Below are 15,768 nucleotides of genomic sequence, written 5' to 3' on the forward strand. Positions count from 1 at the left end.
AAAGAAAGGGGATTGAATGAATAATCAAGAGGCACTAAGAACCTTCACTACAGGTGAAAACTTTCACCTCCAGCATTATTTAGGAGCACATAGAGAGGAGAAAAACGGAGAAACTGGCTATACTTTTAGGGTTTGGGCCCCAAATGCACAAGCAGTTCATCTAGTTGGAGATTTTACTGATTGGGTTGAGAATCAGATTCCCATGGTTCGTAATGAAGCAGGTGTTTGGGAAGTCTTTACGACTCAAGCTCAGGAAGGTCAGATTTATAAATATCATATTACGCGTGCAAATGGTCACCAGATTATGAAAATTGATCCGTTGGCAGTTCGTTTTGAAGCCCGGCCAGGTACAGGAGCTGTTTTGACTACTATCCCAGAAAAGAAATGGAAAGATGGACTTTGGCTAGCACGCCGTAAACGTCTGGGATTTTTTGAGCGACCTGTTAATATATACGAGGCCCATGCAGGATCTTGGAAGAGAAATCCAGATGGTAGTCCCTATAGTTTTTCACAGCTGAAGGAAGAGTTGATTCCTTATTTAGTTGAAATGAACTATACACATATTGAGTTTATGCCTTTAATGGCTCACCCACTTGGATTGAGCTGGGGCTATCAGCTTATGGGTTACTTTGCGTTTGAACATTCTTATGGTACACCTGAGGAGTTCCAAGATTTCGTTGAAGAGTGTCATATAAATAATATCGGTGTTATCGTAGACTGGGTGCCAGGTCATTTTACTATTAATGACGATGCCTTGGCATATTATGATGGTACACCTACTTTTGAATACCAAGACCACAACAAGGCTCATAACTATGGATGGGGTGCGCTGAATTTTGACCTCGGGAAAAATGAGGTCCAATCTTTCTTGATTTCAAGTATTAAATTTTGGATTGATTTTTACCACTTAGATGGCATTCGGGTAGATGCTGTTAGCAATATGCTTTACCTAGACTATGATAATGCTCCTTGGACCCCAAATAAGGACGGTGGAAATCTTAACTACGAGGGTTATTATTTCCTTCAACGTTTAAATACAGTAATCAAGTTAGCTCATCCAGACATCATGATGATTGCAGAAGAGAGTTCATCAGCAACAAAGATTACTGGTATGAAAGAAATGGGCGGTCTAGGATTTGACTACAAGTGGAATATGGGGTGGATGAACGACATTCTCCGTTTCTACGAGGAAGATCCGATTTATCGTAAGTATGATTTTAATCTTGTGACATTCAGCTTTATGTATGTTTTCAACGAAAACTACCTCTTACCATTCTCGCATGATGAAGTCGTACATGGTAAGAAGAGCATGATGCACAAGATGTGGGGAGATCGATACAATCAATTTGCAGGACTACGCAATCTCTACACTTATCAGATTTGTCATCCAGGTAAGAAACTCTTGTTCATGGGAAGCGAATATGGTCAGTTCTTAGAGTGGAAGTCTGAGGAACAGCTAGAATGGTCTAACTTGGAAGATCCAATGAATGCTAAGATGAAGTACTTCACTTCTCAACTGAATCAATTCTATAAAGAGCACCGCTGCCTTTGGGAAATTGATACCAGCTATGATGGCATCGAAATTATCGATGCTGATAATAGAGATCAGAGTGTCCTTTCCTTTATTCGTAAGAGTAAAAAGGGTGAAATGCTAGTCTGTGTCTTTAATATGGCACCAGTTGAGCGTAAAGACTTTACAATCGGGCTTCCTGTTGCAGGGATCTATGAAGAAATATGGAATACTGAATTAGAGCAATGGGGTGGTGTCTGGAAAGAACATAATCAAACTGTTCAGACTCAAGAAGGGTTATGGAAGGACTACAAACAGACGTTGACTTTCACTTTGCCTGCCATGGGAGCAAGTATCTGGAAGATCAAACGTCGCTTGAAATCTGCTAAAACTGTCACAAATACAACTCAAAAAGGAGTAGAAAATGAAGAATGAAATGCTAGCTTTGATCCTTGCGGGTGGGCAAGGAACTCGTCTCGGAAAACTCACTCAAAGTATTGCTAAGCCGGCTGTGCAATTTGGTGGGCGCTACCGTATCATTGACTTTGCTCTTTCTAACTGTGCAAACTCTGGAATCCACAATGTTGGAGTTATCACACAATATCAACCTCTTGCTCTAAATAGTCATATTGGAAATGGTTCGAGCTGGGGATTAGACGGTATCAATACCGGCGTATCTATTCTCCAACCATATTCTGCGAGTGAAGGAAATCGTTGGTTTGAAGGAACCAGTCATGCCATCTACCAGAATATTGATTATATCGATAGTATCAATCCTGAATATGTTCTCATCCTCTCTGGAGACCATATTTACAAGATGGACTATGATGACATGCTCCAATCTCACAAGGACAATAATGCCAGTTTGACAGTAGCTGTCTTGGATGTACCCCTCAAAGAAGCTAGCCGTTTTGGTATCATGAATACTGACGCAAACAATCGTATCGTCGAATTCGAAGAAAAACCAGCAGAACCTAAGTCTACTAAAGCTTCTATGGGAATCTATATTTTTGACTGGAAACGTCTACGCAACATGCTAGTAGCCGCTGAAAAGAGCAAGGTAGATATGTCAGATTTCGGTAAAAACGTTATTCCAAACTACCTTGAGTCTGGTGAAAGTGTCTATGCTTATGAATTCAAGGGTTACTGGAAAGACGTTGGTACAATTGAATCCCTTTGGGAAGCCAATATGGAATACATTGATCCAAACAACGCTTTGGATAGTCGTGATCGTCAGTGGAAAATCTACTCACGGAACCTGATTTCACCACCAAACTTTATTGGAAAACACGCTCATGTAGAAGATTCTTTAGTTGTCGATGGCTGTCTCGTGGATGGAACTGTTAAGCATTCCATTCTCTCAACAGAAGCACAAGTACGTGAGGGTGCTGAAGTAGTAGACTCTGTAATCATGAGTGGTGCCATTATCGGAAAAGGTGCAAAAATTAAACGTGCCATCATTGGTGAGGGTGCTGTTATTTCTGAAGGTGTCGAAATTGATGGAACAGACGAAGTACAAGTAGTAGGATACAATGAAGTAGTGGGGGTAGCATCAGATGAAGATTGATAAATATTCAGCCATTTTAGGAAACACAGTTGGTTTTCATGATATGTCAACGTTAACAGAACACCGTCCGGTGGCTAGCTTGCCATTTGGAGCAAAATATCGTTTAATTGATTTCCCTCTTTCTAGCCTTGCAAATGCTGGTGTTCGCAGTGTCTTTGGAATTTTCCAACAAGATAATATCAGTTCAGTCTTTGACCACATTCGTTCCGGACGTGAATGGGGCTTATCTACCCTTCTAAGTCACTACTATCTAGGTATTTATAATACGCGTGTTGAAAGTAGCACAGTTGGGAAAGAATATTACCAACAGCTTCTCACTTATTTGAAACGTTCAGGATCAAATCAGACAGTTGCACTTAACTGTGATGTCGTGGTGAATATTGACCTCAATCAAGTATTTCATTTACATGCTACTGCCGGTCGTCCGATTACAGTTGTTTATAAGAAATTACCTAAAAAGGATATTTCAGATGTTAATGCCATCTTGGAAGTGGATGAAACAGACCATGTTCTTTCTCATAAACTTTTTGATGCCAAATCAACAGATGAACTTTTCAACATGTCTACAGATATATTCGTCGTTGATACTCCGTGGTTGATTAAGCGTTTGGAAGAAGAAGTTCAAAAAGAATATCCAGAAAAATTACGCTATGTTCTCCGCGATTTGGCTGTAAAAGAAGGTGCTTTTGCTTACGAATACACGGGCTATCTAGCCAATATTCACTCCGTTCAATCCTATTATCAAGCCAATATTGATATGCTAGAGTCTCAAAAATTCTACTCTCTTTTCTCACCAAATCAAAAGATTTATACAAAAGTTAAGAATGAAGAACCAACCTACTATGCGAATACTTCAAAAGTAAGTACTTCTCAGTTTGCCTCTGGTAGTATCATTGAGGGTGAAGTAGTTCAGTCAGTCCTATCTCGTAACATTTATGTTCACAAAGATAGTGTGGTGAAGGACAGCATTTTATTCCCTCGTGTTGTGATTGGTCAAGGTGCCCAAGTTGAATATGCCATCCTAGACAAAGGCGTTGAAGTTGCGGACGGTGTTGTCATTCGAGGGACAGCAGAACATCCAGTTGTAGTGAAGAAGGGTGAAACAGTAACAGAGGACATTTATTCATGAAAATTTTATTTGTAGCGGCAGAAGGAGCACCCTTTTCAAAAACAGGTGGTTTGGGTGATGTCATTGGCGCACTTCCCAAATCACTTGTAAAAGCAGGGCACGAAGTTGCGGTTTTCTTACCTTATTATGATATGGTAGAAGCTAAGTTTGGCGACCAGATTGAGGATGTTCTCCACTTTGAAGTGAGTGTAGGATGGCGTAGACAGTACTGTGGTATTAAAAAAACGGTTTTGAATGGGGTTACTTTCTACTTCATTGATAATCAATATTATTTCTTCCGTGGTCATGTTTACGGTGATTTTGACGATGGTGAACGCTTTGCCTTTTTCCAACTGGCTGCTCTTGAAGCCATGGAACGCATCGACTTTATCCCTGACCTTCTCCATGTTCATGATTACCACACAGCCATGATTCCCTTCTTGTTAAAAGAAAAGTACCATTGGATTCAGGCATATCAAGGAATCAGAACAGTTTTAACCATTCACAATTTGGAATTTCAAGGTCAATTTTCTGAAGGAATGTTGTGGGATTTGTTCGGTGTTGGATTTGAACGCTATGCTGATGGAACTCTTCGTTGGAATGACTGTCTTAACTGGATGAAAGCAGGTATTCTCTACGCGGATCGTGTCTCAACCGTATCTCCTAGCTATGCACATGAGATTATGACTAGCCAATTCGGTTGCGGTTTGGACCAGATTCTTCGTATGGAGTCAGGTAAGGTTTCAGGTATTGTCAATGGTATTGATGCCGATCTTTATAATCCTCAAACAGACCCACTTTTAGACTATCATTTTAACAAGGATGATTTGTCTGGAAAAGCACAAAACAAAGCAAAATTGCAAGAGAGAGTTGGTCTACCAGTACGAGCAGATGTTCCACTAGTTGGTATTGTCTCTCGATTGACACGCCAAAAAGGCTTTGATGTTGTTGTAGAAAGTTTGCATCGTTTCTTACAGGAGGATGTTCAAATAGTCCTTTTAGGAACAGGTGACCCAGCTTTTGAACATTCCTTCTCTTGGTTTGCTCAAGTCTATCCTGACAAGTTATCAGCAAATATCACTTTCGACGTCAAACTTGCTCAAGAAATCTACGCAGCTTGTGATCTCTTCCTCATGCCAAGTCGTTTTGAACCATGTGGTTTGTCTCAAATGATGGCGATGCGCTATGGAACTCTACCATTGGTTCATGAAGTGGGTGGCTTGCGTGATACTGTTCAAGCTTTCAATCCAATCGAAGGAACTGGTACTGGATTTAACTTTGATAATTTAACACCATACTGGCTTAACTGGAGTTTCCAAACAGCTTTGGATGTTTATAAGTACCAGCCGGACGTTTGGAGAAATCTACAAAAACAAGCTATGGAATGCGATTTCTCATGGGATACAGCCTGCAAATCTTACCTGGACTTGTACCATAGTTTAGTCAACTAATAGATAAAATCGTATGATTCTTTCATACGATTTTTGGGCTGTTTAGAAAAGAGGATAAGTGATGACTCAAGTAAAGGGACTTTGTGTTATGGATGTTGATGGCACCCTGATAGCAGAAGAAGTGATTGATCTTTTAGGAAGAGAAGCAGGTTGCGAAGAAGAAATATCGCAGATTACAAGCCAGGCAATGCGAGGGGAACTGGACTTTGAAACAAGTTTACGAGCGAGGGTAGCTTTGTTAAAAGGCCTTCCGGTTTCGGTCTTTAATACTGTCTTCAAATCCATTCATCTGTCCAAGAATGCTCAAGAATTTATCTCCATACTTCAAAAGAATGGCATTCTAGTCGGTCTGGTGTCTGGTGGATTTAGTCCAATAGTTGAGAGATTAGCTAAATCCCTTGGTATCTCCTATTTCTCTGCTAACCAGTTGGAAGTCAAAGACGGTTTTTTAACAGGAAAATTAGTTGGTGAAATTGTGACAGGTCAAGTAAAAAATGCTACTCTTGAGAAATGGAGAAAGGAATTAGAACTACCCAAAGAAAGAACGATTGCTATCGGTGATGGTGCCAATGACCTCTTGATGTTAAAGACAGCAGGCCACGGTATAGCCTTTTGTGCCAAAGAGGTCGTAAAAGCAGAGATAGCTTGTCATGTAGATACGAGGGATTTTTTGGAAGTTCTTCCTTTGATTGATTTCTTAGAATGAGAGGGAACTATGAAAATTGTAATCGCACCTGATTCTTTTAAAGAAAGTTTGACAGCAGAAGAGGTCGCTCAAGCTATAAAAAAAGGCTTTGAACAGTCAATATCGGATGTAGAATGTCTGCTCTGTCCTGTTGGTGATGGCGGGGAAGGAACCGTAGATGCTATTCGACATTCTCTTGACCTCGAAGAAAAATGGCAAGAGGTGACAGGGCCTTTTGGCCTAAAAGAATCCATGCGCTACTTTCAAAAAGATCAAATGGCGCTCTTGGAAGTTGCTGACTTGGTTGGTCTTGGAAAGATTCCAAATGAGAAACGAAATCCTATTCACATCCAAACTCGAGGTATCGGAGAGTTGATTTGTCACCTCGTCAATCAAGGGCTGAAAGAAATCTATATTGGCGTTGGCGGTACAGCAAGTAATGATGGCGGAATTGGTATTGCAGCCGCTTTAGGTTATCGATTTTATGATAAGAATGGAAAGGAATTACCAGCTTGTGGTCAGACTTTGCTTGAGTTCGAGTCAGTTTCAGACAGCGAGTTATATAGAATTCCTGAAGATGTGAAAATCCGCATTTTAGCGGATGTCGTGAGCCCTCTATGTGGTCATCAAGGGGCAACCTATACATTTGGAAAACAAAAGGGCTTGGATCCTGCTTTATTTGAGACGGTAGATCTGGCTATACAGGAGTTCTATGAAAAATTCTCACCTTCAACCCTGTCTCTTAAAGGAGCAGGAGCTGGCGGGGGTATTGCTGCTGGTCTCTGCGCCTTTGCTGAGGCTAGTATCGTATCTGGGATTGACACTTGTTTGGACTTGATTGACTTTGACAAGAAAGTTGAAGATGCTGATTTAGTTATCGTTGGAGAAGGTAGGCTAGACAGTCAAAGCTTTGCTGGGAAAGCTCCTATCGGTGTAGCAAAAAGAACCCCTAACGGAGTTCCTGTTATCGCTATTTGCGGAAGTCTTGCTGAGGATTTGCCTCCTCTACCATTCGAAAATATACAAGCAGCCTTTTCAATTTTAGAGAAAAGTGAACTTTTGAAAGATAGTTTGAAAAATGCAAGTCTCTATTTGGAGCATACAGCTACTAATATCGGTCATTTATTAAATATGAGGAGGGATTAGCCTAACCATTTTTTCCAGATTGATTTTTTAGGAGTTTCTGTCTTTTTCTCTTCCCAGAGGCTTGAAAAAGCAAGTCTAAGGTCTTTTTCTTCTACTTGAACAGGTTCGTTCGTGTGAAGGACAAGTCCAAAAGGAGAGGTGATATGATCGTCTGAAACAATAGTCGCCTGGCAGTTGCTTTCCTTTGCTTGTTTTAAGTAAAAGACTTGTTTGTCAAACTCGATATTTGGTGAGATTTTCACAAAAAGTTCCTCTACCTTTTCTTGAAAACCATCTAAAATAGAGAAAAATCCATGTTCTAATTCAGGACTATTGGCAGTACTGATATCCGCGTATCCAAGAACTCTTTCCTCGAAAGTACCGAGGTAGCGGCGTTGTTCGTCAGGGTTTAATTTCGGCCCACCATGAGCTTTTTCTAGTAGTTGTTTTGATAAATCTGTCATAAAAACAGTATATCACAAAAATCGCATGAAAACAGACAAAAGAAAGCGATTACTTTATAAAGTTAAGGAAAATTTGCACAAAGATAACGTTTTTCCTTGAAAAAGGCGTGTATTTGAGGTATCATAGAGGTGTAAAAAATTTAACTCAAAGGAGAGTAAAAAATGTCAATTATTACTGATGTTTACGCTCGCGAAGTCCTAGACTCACGCGGTAACCCAACACTTGAGGTAGAAGTTTATACTGAATCAGGTGCTTTCGGACGTGGTATGGTTCCATCAGGAGCTTCTACTGGTGAACACGAAGCAGTTGAACTTCGCGACGGTGACAAATCTCGTTACGGTGGTCTTGGTACACAAAAAGCTGTTGACAACGTAAACAACATCATCGCTGAAGCTATCATCGGCTACGATGTACGTGACCAACAAGCTATCGACCGTGCTATGATCGCACTTGACGGTACTCCTAACAAAGGTAAATTGGGTGCAAACGCAATCCTTGGTGTGTCTATCGCTGTAGCTCGTGCTGCTGCTGACTACCTTGAAATCCCACTTTACAGCTACCTTGGTGGATTCAACACTAAAGTTCTTCCAACTCCAATGATGAACATTATCAACGGTGGTTCTCACTCTGACGCTCCAATCGCTTTCCAAGAATTCATGATCGTACCTGCTGGTGCACCAACATTCAAAGAAGCTCTTCGTTGGGGTGCTGAAATCTTCCACGCTCTTAAGAAAATCCTTAAATCACGTGGTTTGGAAACAGCCGTAGGTGACGAAGGTGGATTCGCTCCTCGTTTCGAAGGAACTGAAGACGGTGTTGAAACTATCCTTGCTGCAATCGAAGCTGCTGGATATGTTCCTGGTAAAGACGTATTTATCGGATTTGACTGTGCTTCATCAGAATTCTATGATGAAGAACGTAAAGTTTACGACTACACTAAATTTGAAGGTGAAGGCGCTGCTGTACGTACTGCTGCAGAACAAATCGACTACCTTGAAGAATTGGTAAACAAATACCCAATCATCACTATCGAAGATGGTATGGATGAAAACGACTGGGACGGTTGGAAAGCTCTTACTGAACGTCTTGGTGGTAAAGTACAATTGGTTGGTGACGACTTCTTCGTAACAAACACTTCTTACCTTGAAAAAGGTATTGCAGAAGGTGCTGCTAACTCAATCCTTATCAAAGTTAACCAAATCGGTACTCTTACTGAAACATTCGACGCTATCGAAATGGCAAAAGAAGCTGGCTATACTGCTGTTGTATCACACCGTTCAGGTGAAACTGAAGATTCAACAATTGCTGACATCGCAGTTGCAACTAACGCAGGACAAATCAAGACTGGTTCACTTTCACGTACAGACCGTATCGCTAAATACAACCAATTGCTTCGTATCGAAGACCAACTTGGTGAAGTAGCTGAATACCGTGGATTGAAATCATTCTACAACCTTAAAAAATAAAATAGTTCAGTGAACTATTTTATCCCGAACCTTGAAATTCAAAAGTTCGGCAGTTGATTTAACAACGTTTGAAGCCCCTCGGATTTTATCCGAAGGGCTTTTTGTGTGCAATACTCAAAAATGAAAAATAACTTATGGTATAATAGACAAAAACACTTGTATTAGAAAGAAACTATGTCTAAAGAAATTGATATCGAGTATTACCACCAGTTAGCCTTGCAAAAGCAAAAGGAGCACCGAAAAGTGTTAGCCGATCTAAAGAAAAAACCTCCTAAAAACTTAGATAAGATAGCTCAGCAAATTCACCAAGAAGTTTTTTCTGAGATTGATTGCACTGCCTGCGCGAACTGTTGCAAGACCTTGGGACCCGACTTTAAGGAAGCCGATATTACTCGCATTGCTAAGTATTTCAAGATGAAATTACCAGCCTTTGAAGCTGAGTTTTTACAGGTAGATGAAGATGGGGATAAGGTTTTTAAATCTATGCCTTGCCCCTTTCTAGGAGGAGACAATCTCTGTTCTATCTATGATGTTCGTCCAAAGGCCTGCCGAGAATTTCCCCATACAGACCGTAAAAAGATCCATCAAATCAACCATTTGACGATTAAGAACACCTTGACCTGCCCAGCAGCTTATCTCTTTGTTGAGAAATTAAAGGATAGGTTATAGAAATATACACCTCTGAATCTTGTACAAATATTCTAGGGCGGAAGTATCTGATATCTGATAGACTATAGATAGAATTGAACATGGCCTAAAAGCTGTGTGAAAAAGATAAAATTTCCTAGGACCAGAAACTCCAGCGTCAATTTTCCTATTTTCACTTTGCTTTTAACGTCTTTTGTATCTTGTGGAGGTAAGAAGAAACGAATATGATGCATCAATTCAATCAAACCATGGATTATTTGGAGCAGCAACTGACTTCAGAAGTGGATATGAAAAGATTTCAACAGCTATCTGGCTATTCTTATCCTCTCTTTAGCAGGCTCTTTTCCATCCTAGCAGATATGACTTTAGCAGAATATTTGCGCAATCGCAGGCTGTCAGAAGCTGTGACAGACTTGCGGGAAAGCACTGAGAAAGTCATTGACATAGCGCTGAAATACGGCTATGACTCTGCGGATGCCTTCAGCGCAGCCTTTAAGAAATTCCATGGTGCGACCCCCTCAGAAGTTCGAAATGGAAAACCTTATCGGGTCTTTCCTAGACTTCAATTATCCTTAAAGATTACAGGAGGAAAGAACATGGATATCAAGATTCAAAAGAAACCTGCTTTTACCGTGGCAGGCGTTCTATTGGAAGCTATTGACAATAGCCAATGCCCGTCTGCATGGGAGCAGCTTTATGCAAATCACAGCTTTGAAAGTCTAGAGAGTCTGGGAAGTGGCCAATCCTTTGGTCTCTGCTCGGATGTGAAAGAAGGCGAAATCATTAACTACATGGCGGTTTATGATGTGACGGATAAAGCGAAAGCAGAAGAACTAGGTCTGTCAATCAAAGACATCCCAGCAGCTGAATATGCTATCGTCCCAGTCAAAGGTCCTATACCAGCTAGCATTCACAATGCTTGGAAGTATGTTTTGGAGGTTTTTTTCCCAGAAACAGGCTATCGCCACTCAGGAGCGCCAGATTTTGAAGTCTATACTGAAGGAGATATGTCGTCACCAGACTATCAAATGGAACTCTGGATACCAGTAAGCAAGGACTAGATAATTTTCTATTTTTTATAAAGATGGAAAGCTGACTCTGTAGAAGGTATCTTTTACAGAGTTTTTCTTTGTTTGAGAAATAACTTATGCAAAAAAGAATTACAATTTAATTTAAATTTAAGTATAAAGAAATTCATGTCTATAAATCAAACATACCATAATTTTTGTTTGGATTTTATGGGGCATACGAATAGTTTTCTCGGTATAATAGTCCCATAGAAGATAAGGAGGCAGGAATATGCAGATGTATTTTGGAGATGTGTCGCTTTGCTATAGCTATTCATTGGCAATGGCACTAGAAACCTATGGTTATGACTTTAAAGCAGAGTTTTTAGAGGCAATTATGGTGATGGGAAATGGCGCTAGTATCGTGAAGGAAGATGAGGTGCACCCTTTAGTATTCTTTGATAATGGAATGCCAGACCTTTCCATCTCTCATTCCTTAAAAATACTTGGGTTTGACTTTGAAGAATTCTATCTAAAAGATGGAGCGGAAGTAGATTTGGAAGAGGTTAAAGGAAAGTTGGAAACGTTTCTGTCTAATGGACCTGTCGTACTGGGTCCTCTTGATATGGGCCATTTGACTTACAATCCCAATCACACAATCCTTTATGGTGTAGATCACTTTGTAACTGTGTATGCTGTTGATGGTCAGCATCTCTATTTGCATGATCCAGCTGGTTTTGCCTGTATGAAGGTTACTTTTAATGACATTTTAGAAGCTTGGAAGGCGGAAGCTATTGACTATAAGCGTGGAGCATACTCCATGTGGGGAAATTTTAAGAAGGTCAAGAGTCCTAGTCAGACTGAAATCTATCAGGAAACAGCAAGGATTATGAAGAACCGATATCTGAATGGTCAAAACGGTGTTTTGGAATGCTATGCAAAAGCAGTTGCTGAAAACGGCTTAAATACGGAGCAAAAGCAATTGCATCAGTATTTCAGCTTTAAACTTGCTGCTGTTCGAAATCTCTATCTCAGTAAATTCTTAAAAAACCATGATCCCGAAGGGGTAAGGTTAAAAGAAGAATTGGCTACTCTATTTGGTCAAGCCCACCTTTCATGTTTAAAAGAAGATTACCAAGAGCTAGCCCACTTGCTCTATCAGATAGCTGAAGTGGATGACCGCTTTAGAGATTTATATGTAAAGTAGTGACTATAAGCATAAAATAACTAGTCAGTAAAAGCAGTTTTTCGTAAAGAACTGCTTTTTGATTATGGTATAATGAAGTGAGGAAATAGCATATCCAACTAAAAATGAAGGGAGAACTCCTATGCCTAGACCAAGAACGAAAGAAGAATTAGTGTTAGCCTCTAAGGAAAACTATGAAAAGCTCAATCACTTTATATCTAAATTAAGTGAAGAGGAACTACAGACTCCTTTTGATTTTTCAAAAGACCAAAAGAAAAAAGAAGCTCACTGGAAAAGAGATAAAAATCTAAGAGATGTTCTGATCCATCTCTATGAATGGCATCAGTTACTTTTGACATGGGTACATTCCAATCAAAAGGGTCATGAAAGACCTTTTCTCCCTGAACCTTATAATTGGAAAACTTATGGGGAAATGAATGTCGCTTTTTGGAAGAAGCACCAGAGAACGTCCTTAGAAGAAGCAACCAAACTCCTCAATCAATCGCATGAAGAGGTTTTAGAGTTGATGGAAGGCTTCAGCAATGACGAATTGTTCACAAAAGGTGTCTATAAGTGGACGGGAGGAACAAGTCTAGGCTCCTACTTTGTCAGTAGCACTTCCAGTCACTATGATTGGGCTCTGAAAAAACTCAAAGCTCATCAGCGAAATTGTAAGAATAGCTAGTTGAAGTGCTATTGAAATTCACCAAAGGTTCTTCTAAGCTTCGAATAGCTCCATTCTCGTGATTTTTGAACAATTCTAGCTTTAGAATCCTTCAAAAATTAAAATTTAAGGTTATCATGGACTTAGAATAGACCTAAAACATTTATTTTAATGTAATTCTAAGTTTAGAATTACAATGATATTAAAGTAATAGAGCTGTTCGATGCTTAGAATGTCTTGATTCTGAGAAATCTTGACTAGAAAATGCCTCGAATGGCTTTTTTCTGATATAGGTTGATAGATAGATGGGTGAGATGATGAACATACAAAAAGAGAAAGTTAGAAAAGAGTTGGTGTCCCTCTGTTTGGGAGAGTTCACAGCCGTCCTATCCTTTTGGTTTTGTTTTTTCCTTTTGAAAAATCGGCTTGATGATGAGAATAGTCTAGTAACCATTCTCTATCCTCTGTCTTTACTGACATTTATTTTGCTTCAAGGTTCAATCTATTGGGCGATTTTGATTAGAAGACTGTCGAATCCCCAGTTCGGAAGAGGTAGTGTCCCCAAACTATATGGTGGTTTCAGAATACTAGACCTTGTTTTACTTATTTTAGGCTTTCCTTTTATAGTCTGGAATACACCGAGTGTCCAAGTGGGTATTATAGCCACACTAATACAGCTTTTTGCCCTTATCGAATGGGTTAATTATTTCCTCGTACGCTTATCCTATAGTCTGAATCCTCTTGTTTTATGGAAACGAATTACCAAGGGGAAACTTGAAAAGAGCAGAATAGCCAAGGAGTTGGGGTAGGGGAGTGAAGTTTTGGAGAGTTTAAGTTATTCAAACAATGTTAACTTCAAATTTTCATTTATACTATAATGTTCTTAATGAATATTCAGGAAGAAAACTAAATGCCCAACAAATTTCTATTCTTTGAAACTTTTTGCTTACAAATGATTTTCTAGAGGATTGAAATTGAAGTTACTAATTGAGCGGAAAAAAGTAAGTTTGATGTCATCGCTATACAAAATTTTACCTTCTTTCATACTTGTATTGATTTATATTGTCAGTGTTTTCGTGATATAATATTATCAGAATAAATTATTGGAGAATCTGAATGAGAAACGATATTCAACCGGCCTTACAAACAGTCAAAACTTATTTTGAAAAATCAGAATTTTACATTCCTACCTATCAGAGACCCTATGCTTGGCAAGTAGCACAATGTGAACAACTCATTGAAGATATTAATCTTCATATGGAAAATTTCGATGATAGTTCCCAGGACAATTATTTCTTTGGAGCTGTTCTCATCGCTCAAGAATCTGGAGAAGAGCATGAAGTAACTTTGATTGATGGTCAGCAAAGAACAACGACATTTATGTTACTTCTTAAGGCAATCTTATTGAAGATTGATGAGGAGCTTGAACTTCAACCGACTCTAGATACTGATGCACGCAGATTAGTGAAACGTCTTAATGGTCTTAAAGAGCAGATTGTCACAATGCTTTTCAATGTTTCAGATGACGAAAAAGATGATTTCGTTGATGGACTGTATTATCCTAGCGATGATAGAATAAAGTATCTAAATCATTCGATTTCAGAAAAATATGCTAGTGAGATGACTACTATCTTGTTAGGTAGAGATTTCACTTCGATTAAAGAGAGAGTTTATCAAATTTATCGTCGTCAGAAAGATAATCGTTATACAAATTTTTATAAAAACTTTAGATATTTTTATAATATGTGTGATGATTTGAATGTTTTTAAACTCATCAATTTTGCAAATCATTTTATTGATAACTGCCAAGTGATTACCATTACAAGTTATAATACCGATCAAGCAATAAATATTTTCAATTCTTTAAATGGGACTGGTGTTCCATTGACCCCAATTGAAGTAATCGTATCTAAGACAACAGCAAATGCATCAGATAGGAAAAATTTCGAAAAAAATTGGCAAGAGATTGTACAACGTACCGATTCATCGAGATTAGACTTAAATGCGTTAATTACTCATTATATTTTCGTAAAACTTTCAGAACAAAACAGTGCTGATCGAAGAAATCCTGGTATAAGAGCCTTTTTCTCAAAAAATAAGCATCTATTGAATGAAGATATTCTGTTTACTTCTAATCTAAATACAATCATAAACAATTTTGAACGAGTATCTGATACTATCAATGGTCAATTGATAAACAAATTAAACGGTAATTTAAGACCTTTTGTTAGTAGTTATCTATTTTTCAGACAAGACAATACATATCTGGAATACTTACTTAGACTTGGAGTTTTGATTGAATTATCTGAACTCTCGTATAGCCATAAACTCTTTAAAGGCTTCCTAGAAGAAATAAATTTGTTGTACAGTCAAGTCGATTCAATTTCAATTGACGAACTTATTTCAAAAATAAGAAACCATATTCATGACAATTTTATTTATGATGATGTTAAACAAACTTTGACTGAAAGTGGCGTTTCAAATTCGATTCTTTATGTAAATGAATTCTTATTTGCATTGGAAAAAGGTATTAACTTTAATTTAGATGGGAATATTGATATTGAACATATTATGCCGCAAAGTGGTTTGAATAGAGAAAATATTATGTCAGATGCTGGACTAGAAAGCCAGGAAGAATTTAGAGATTATGCTGAGAAGCTTGGTAATAAGATTCTCCTTGAATCCGAAATTAATCGTGGAATTGGAGATGCTTGGTTTAGAACAAAAAGAGAGAATACAATCACAAGTGGTCATGGATATATAGGTAGTAAGTTCCCAATAGCTAAATCTCTTGTTAATTATGTAAATGACACTTGGACTAAAACTGATATTGAAATGGCAACAGAAAAAGCTGCTAAACGAATTGCTGATTTTATTTTTGAATAA

Annotated in this window: 14 protein-coding genes; 13 read left to right on the forward strand and 1 reads right to left on the reverse strand. The window is 38.7% G+C overall.

The window, feature by feature from the left end; genetic code table 11:
* Window positions 1–16: 16 nt before the first annotated feature.
* From glgB to ACVX3R_RS04680, 6 genes are all read left to right on the forward strand, one after another.
* Window positions 17–1,945 carry a 1,4-alpha-glucan branching protein GlgB gene (gene glgB, locus ACVX3R_RS04655; RefSeq protein ID WP_458795626.1) on the forward strand — a complete coding sequence of 643 codons (1,929 nt, stop codon included), beginning with the start codon at window positions 17–19 and terminating at the stop codon, window positions 1,943–1,945.
* Entirely contained in the window at window positions 1,935–3,077 is a 1,143-nt protein-coding gene (locus ACVX3R_RS04660; RefSeq protein WP_458795627.1) for a glucose-1-phosphate adenylyltransferase, read from the forward strand. The genes glgB and ACVX3R_RS04660 overlap by 11 nt, the downstream gene beginning before the upstream one ends.
* Window positions 3,067–4,206 (forward strand): glucose-1-phosphate adenylyltransferase subunit GlgD, encoded by a 1,140-nt coding sequence (glgD, locus tag ACVX3R_RS04665; protein ID WP_414335350.1) that lies wholly within the window; start codon window positions 3,067–3,069, stop codon window positions 4,204–4,206. The genes ACVX3R_RS04660 and glgD overlap by 11 nt, the downstream gene beginning before the upstream one ends.
* Window positions 4,203–5,636: a glycogen synthase GlgA gene (gene glgA / locus ACVX3R_RS04670; RefSeq protein WP_458795628.1), complete on the forward strand. Its 1,434-nt coding sequence runs from the start codon at window positions 4,203–4,205 to the stop codon at window positions 5,634–5,636. Before glgD ends, glgA begins: the two co-directional genes overlap by 4 nt.
* A gap of 61 nt (window positions 5,637–5,697) precedes the next feature.
* Window positions 5,698–6,342 carry a phosphoserine phosphatase SerB gene (gene serB, locus ACVX3R_RS04675; RefSeq protein WP_458795629.1) on the forward strand — a complete coding sequence of 215 codons (645 nt, stop codon included), beginning with the start codon at window positions 5,698–5,700 and terminating at the stop codon, window positions 6,340–6,342.
* 9 nt (window positions 6,343–6,351) lie between these two features.
* Window positions 6,352–7,467, forward strand: coding sequence for a glycerate kinase (locus ACVX3R_RS04680; RefSeq protein ID WP_458795630.1), 1,116 nt, complete (start codon window positions 6,352–6,354; stop codon window positions 7,465–7,467).
* Here ACVX3R_RS04680 and ACVX3R_RS04685 read toward each other — a convergent pair.
* A complete protein-coding gene (locus tag ACVX3R_RS04685; protein ID WP_458795631.1) occupies window positions 7,464–7,910 on the reverse strand; it encodes a DUF1694 domain-containing protein in 447 nt (148 codons plus the stop codon). The two genes, ACVX3R_RS04680 and ACVX3R_RS04685, sit on opposite strands and share 4 nt — an antisense overlap.
* Window positions 7,911–8,072: 162 nt before the next feature.
* Between ACVX3R_RS04685 and eno the strand changes: the two genes are divergently transcribed.
* The 7 genes from eno to ACVX3R_RS04720 all read left to right on the forward strand — a co-directional run bounded on the left by eno (window position 8,073) and on the right by ACVX3R_RS04720 (window position 15,768).
* Window positions 8,073–9,377 carry a surface-displayed alpha-enolase gene (gene eno, locus ACVX3R_RS04690; RefSeq protein ID WP_000022823.1) on the forward strand — a complete coding sequence of 435 codons (1,305 nt, stop codon included), beginning with the start codon at window positions 8,073–8,075 and terminating at the stop codon, window positions 9,375–9,377.
* A gap of 174 nt (window positions 9,378–9,551) precedes the next feature.
* The gene (locus ACVX3R_RS04695) at window positions 9,552–10,046 is read left to right on the forward strand and encodes a YkgJ family cysteine cluster protein (protein ID WP_173258280.1); all 495 of its coding nucleotides are present in this window, start codon (window positions 9,552–9,554) and stop codon (window positions 10,044–10,046) included.
* 203 nt (window positions 10,047–10,249) lie between these two features.
* A complete protein-coding gene (locus ACVX3R_RS04700; protein ID WP_458795632.1) occupies window positions 10,250–11,086 on the forward strand; it encodes an AraC family transcriptional regulator in 837 nt (278 codons plus the stop codon).
* A gap of 238 nt (window positions 11,087–11,324) precedes the next feature.
* Window positions 11,325–12,239, forward strand: coding sequence for a peptidase (locus tag ACVX3R_RS04705; RefSeq protein WP_458795633.1), 915 nt, complete (start codon window positions 11,325–11,327; stop codon window positions 12,237–12,239).
* A 121-nt stretch (window positions 12,240–12,360) separates the two neighbouring features.
* Window positions 12,361–12,903: a ClbS/DfsB family four-helix bundle protein gene (locus tag ACVX3R_RS04710; protein ID WP_001137922.1), complete on the forward strand. Its 543-nt coding sequence runs from the start codon at window positions 12,361–12,363 to the stop codon at window positions 12,901–12,903.
* A gap of 284 nt (window positions 12,904–13,187) precedes the next feature.
* On the forward strand, window positions 13,188–13,691 hold the full coding sequence (locus ACVX3R_RS04715; RefSeq protein WP_458795634.1) for a hypothetical protein: 504 nt from the start codon (window positions 13,188–13,190) through the stop codon (window positions 13,689–13,691).
* 307 nt (window positions 13,692–13,998) lie between these two features.
* Complete coding sequence (locus tag ACVX3R_RS04720) at window positions 13,999–15,768, forward strand: DUF262 domain-containing protein (protein WP_458795635.1); 1,770 nt, start codon at window positions 13,999–14,001, stop codon at window positions 15,766–15,768.

Source organism: Streptococcus sp. 517s, from assembly GCF_054445985.1.

What these genes read in the sequence shown, in the direction of transcription:
- glgB (WP_458795626.1), top strand. Translation starts at nt 17, where the DNA reads ATGAATAATCAAGAGGCACTAAGAACCTTCACTACAGGTGAAAACTTT.
- ACVX3R_RS04660 (WP_458795627.1), top strand. Translation starts at nt 1,935, where the DNA reads ATGAAGAATGAAATGCTAGCTTTGATCCTTGCGGGTGGGCAAGGAACT.
- glgD (WP_414335350.1), top strand. Translation starts at nt 3,067, where the DNA reads ATGAAGATTGATAAATATTCAGCCATTTTAGGAAACACAGTTGGTTTT.
- glgA (WP_458795628.1), top strand. Translation starts at nt 4,203, where the DNA reads ATGAAAATTTTATTTGTAGCGGCAGAAGGAGCACCCTTTTCAAAAACA.
- serB (WP_458795629.1), top strand. Translation starts at nt 5,698, where the DNA reads ATGACTCAAGTAAAGGGACTTTGTGTTATGGATGTTGATGGCACCCTG.
- ACVX3R_RS04680 (WP_458795630.1), top strand. Translation starts at nt 6,352, where the DNA reads ATGAAAATTGTAATCGCACCTGATTCTTTTAAAGAAAGTTTGACAGCA.
- ACVX3R_RS04685 (WP_458795631.1), bottom strand. Translation starts at nt 7,910, where the DNA reads ATGACAGATTTATCAAAACAACTACTAGAAAAAGCTCATGGTGGGCCG.
- eno (WP_000022823.1), top strand. Translation starts at nt 8,073, where the DNA reads ATGTCAATTATTACTGATGTTTACGCTCGCGAAGTCCTAGACTCACGC.
- ACVX3R_RS04695 (WP_173258280.1), top strand. Translation starts at nt 9,552, where the DNA reads ATGTCTAAAGAAATTGATATCGAGTATTACCACCAGTTAGCCTTGCAA.
- ACVX3R_RS04700 (WP_458795632.1), top strand. Translation starts at nt 10,250, where the DNA reads ATGATGCATCAATTCAATCAAACCATGGATTATTTGGAGCAGCAACTG.
- ACVX3R_RS04705 (WP_458795633.1), top strand. Translation starts at nt 11,325, where the DNA reads ATGCAGATGTATTTTGGAGATGTGTCGCTTTGCTATAGCTATTCATTG.
- ACVX3R_RS04710 (WP_001137922.1), top strand. Translation starts at nt 12,361, where the DNA reads ATGCCTAGACCAAGAACGAAAGAAGAATTAGTGTTAGCCTCTAAGGAA.
- ACVX3R_RS04715 (WP_458795634.1), top strand. Translation starts at nt 13,188, where the DNA reads ATGGGTGAGATGATGAACATACAAAAAGAGAAAGTTAGAAAAGAGTTG.
- ACVX3R_RS04720 (WP_458795635.1), top strand. Translation starts at nt 13,999, where the DNA reads ATGAGAAACGATATTCAACCGGCCTTACAAACAGTCAAAACTTATTTT.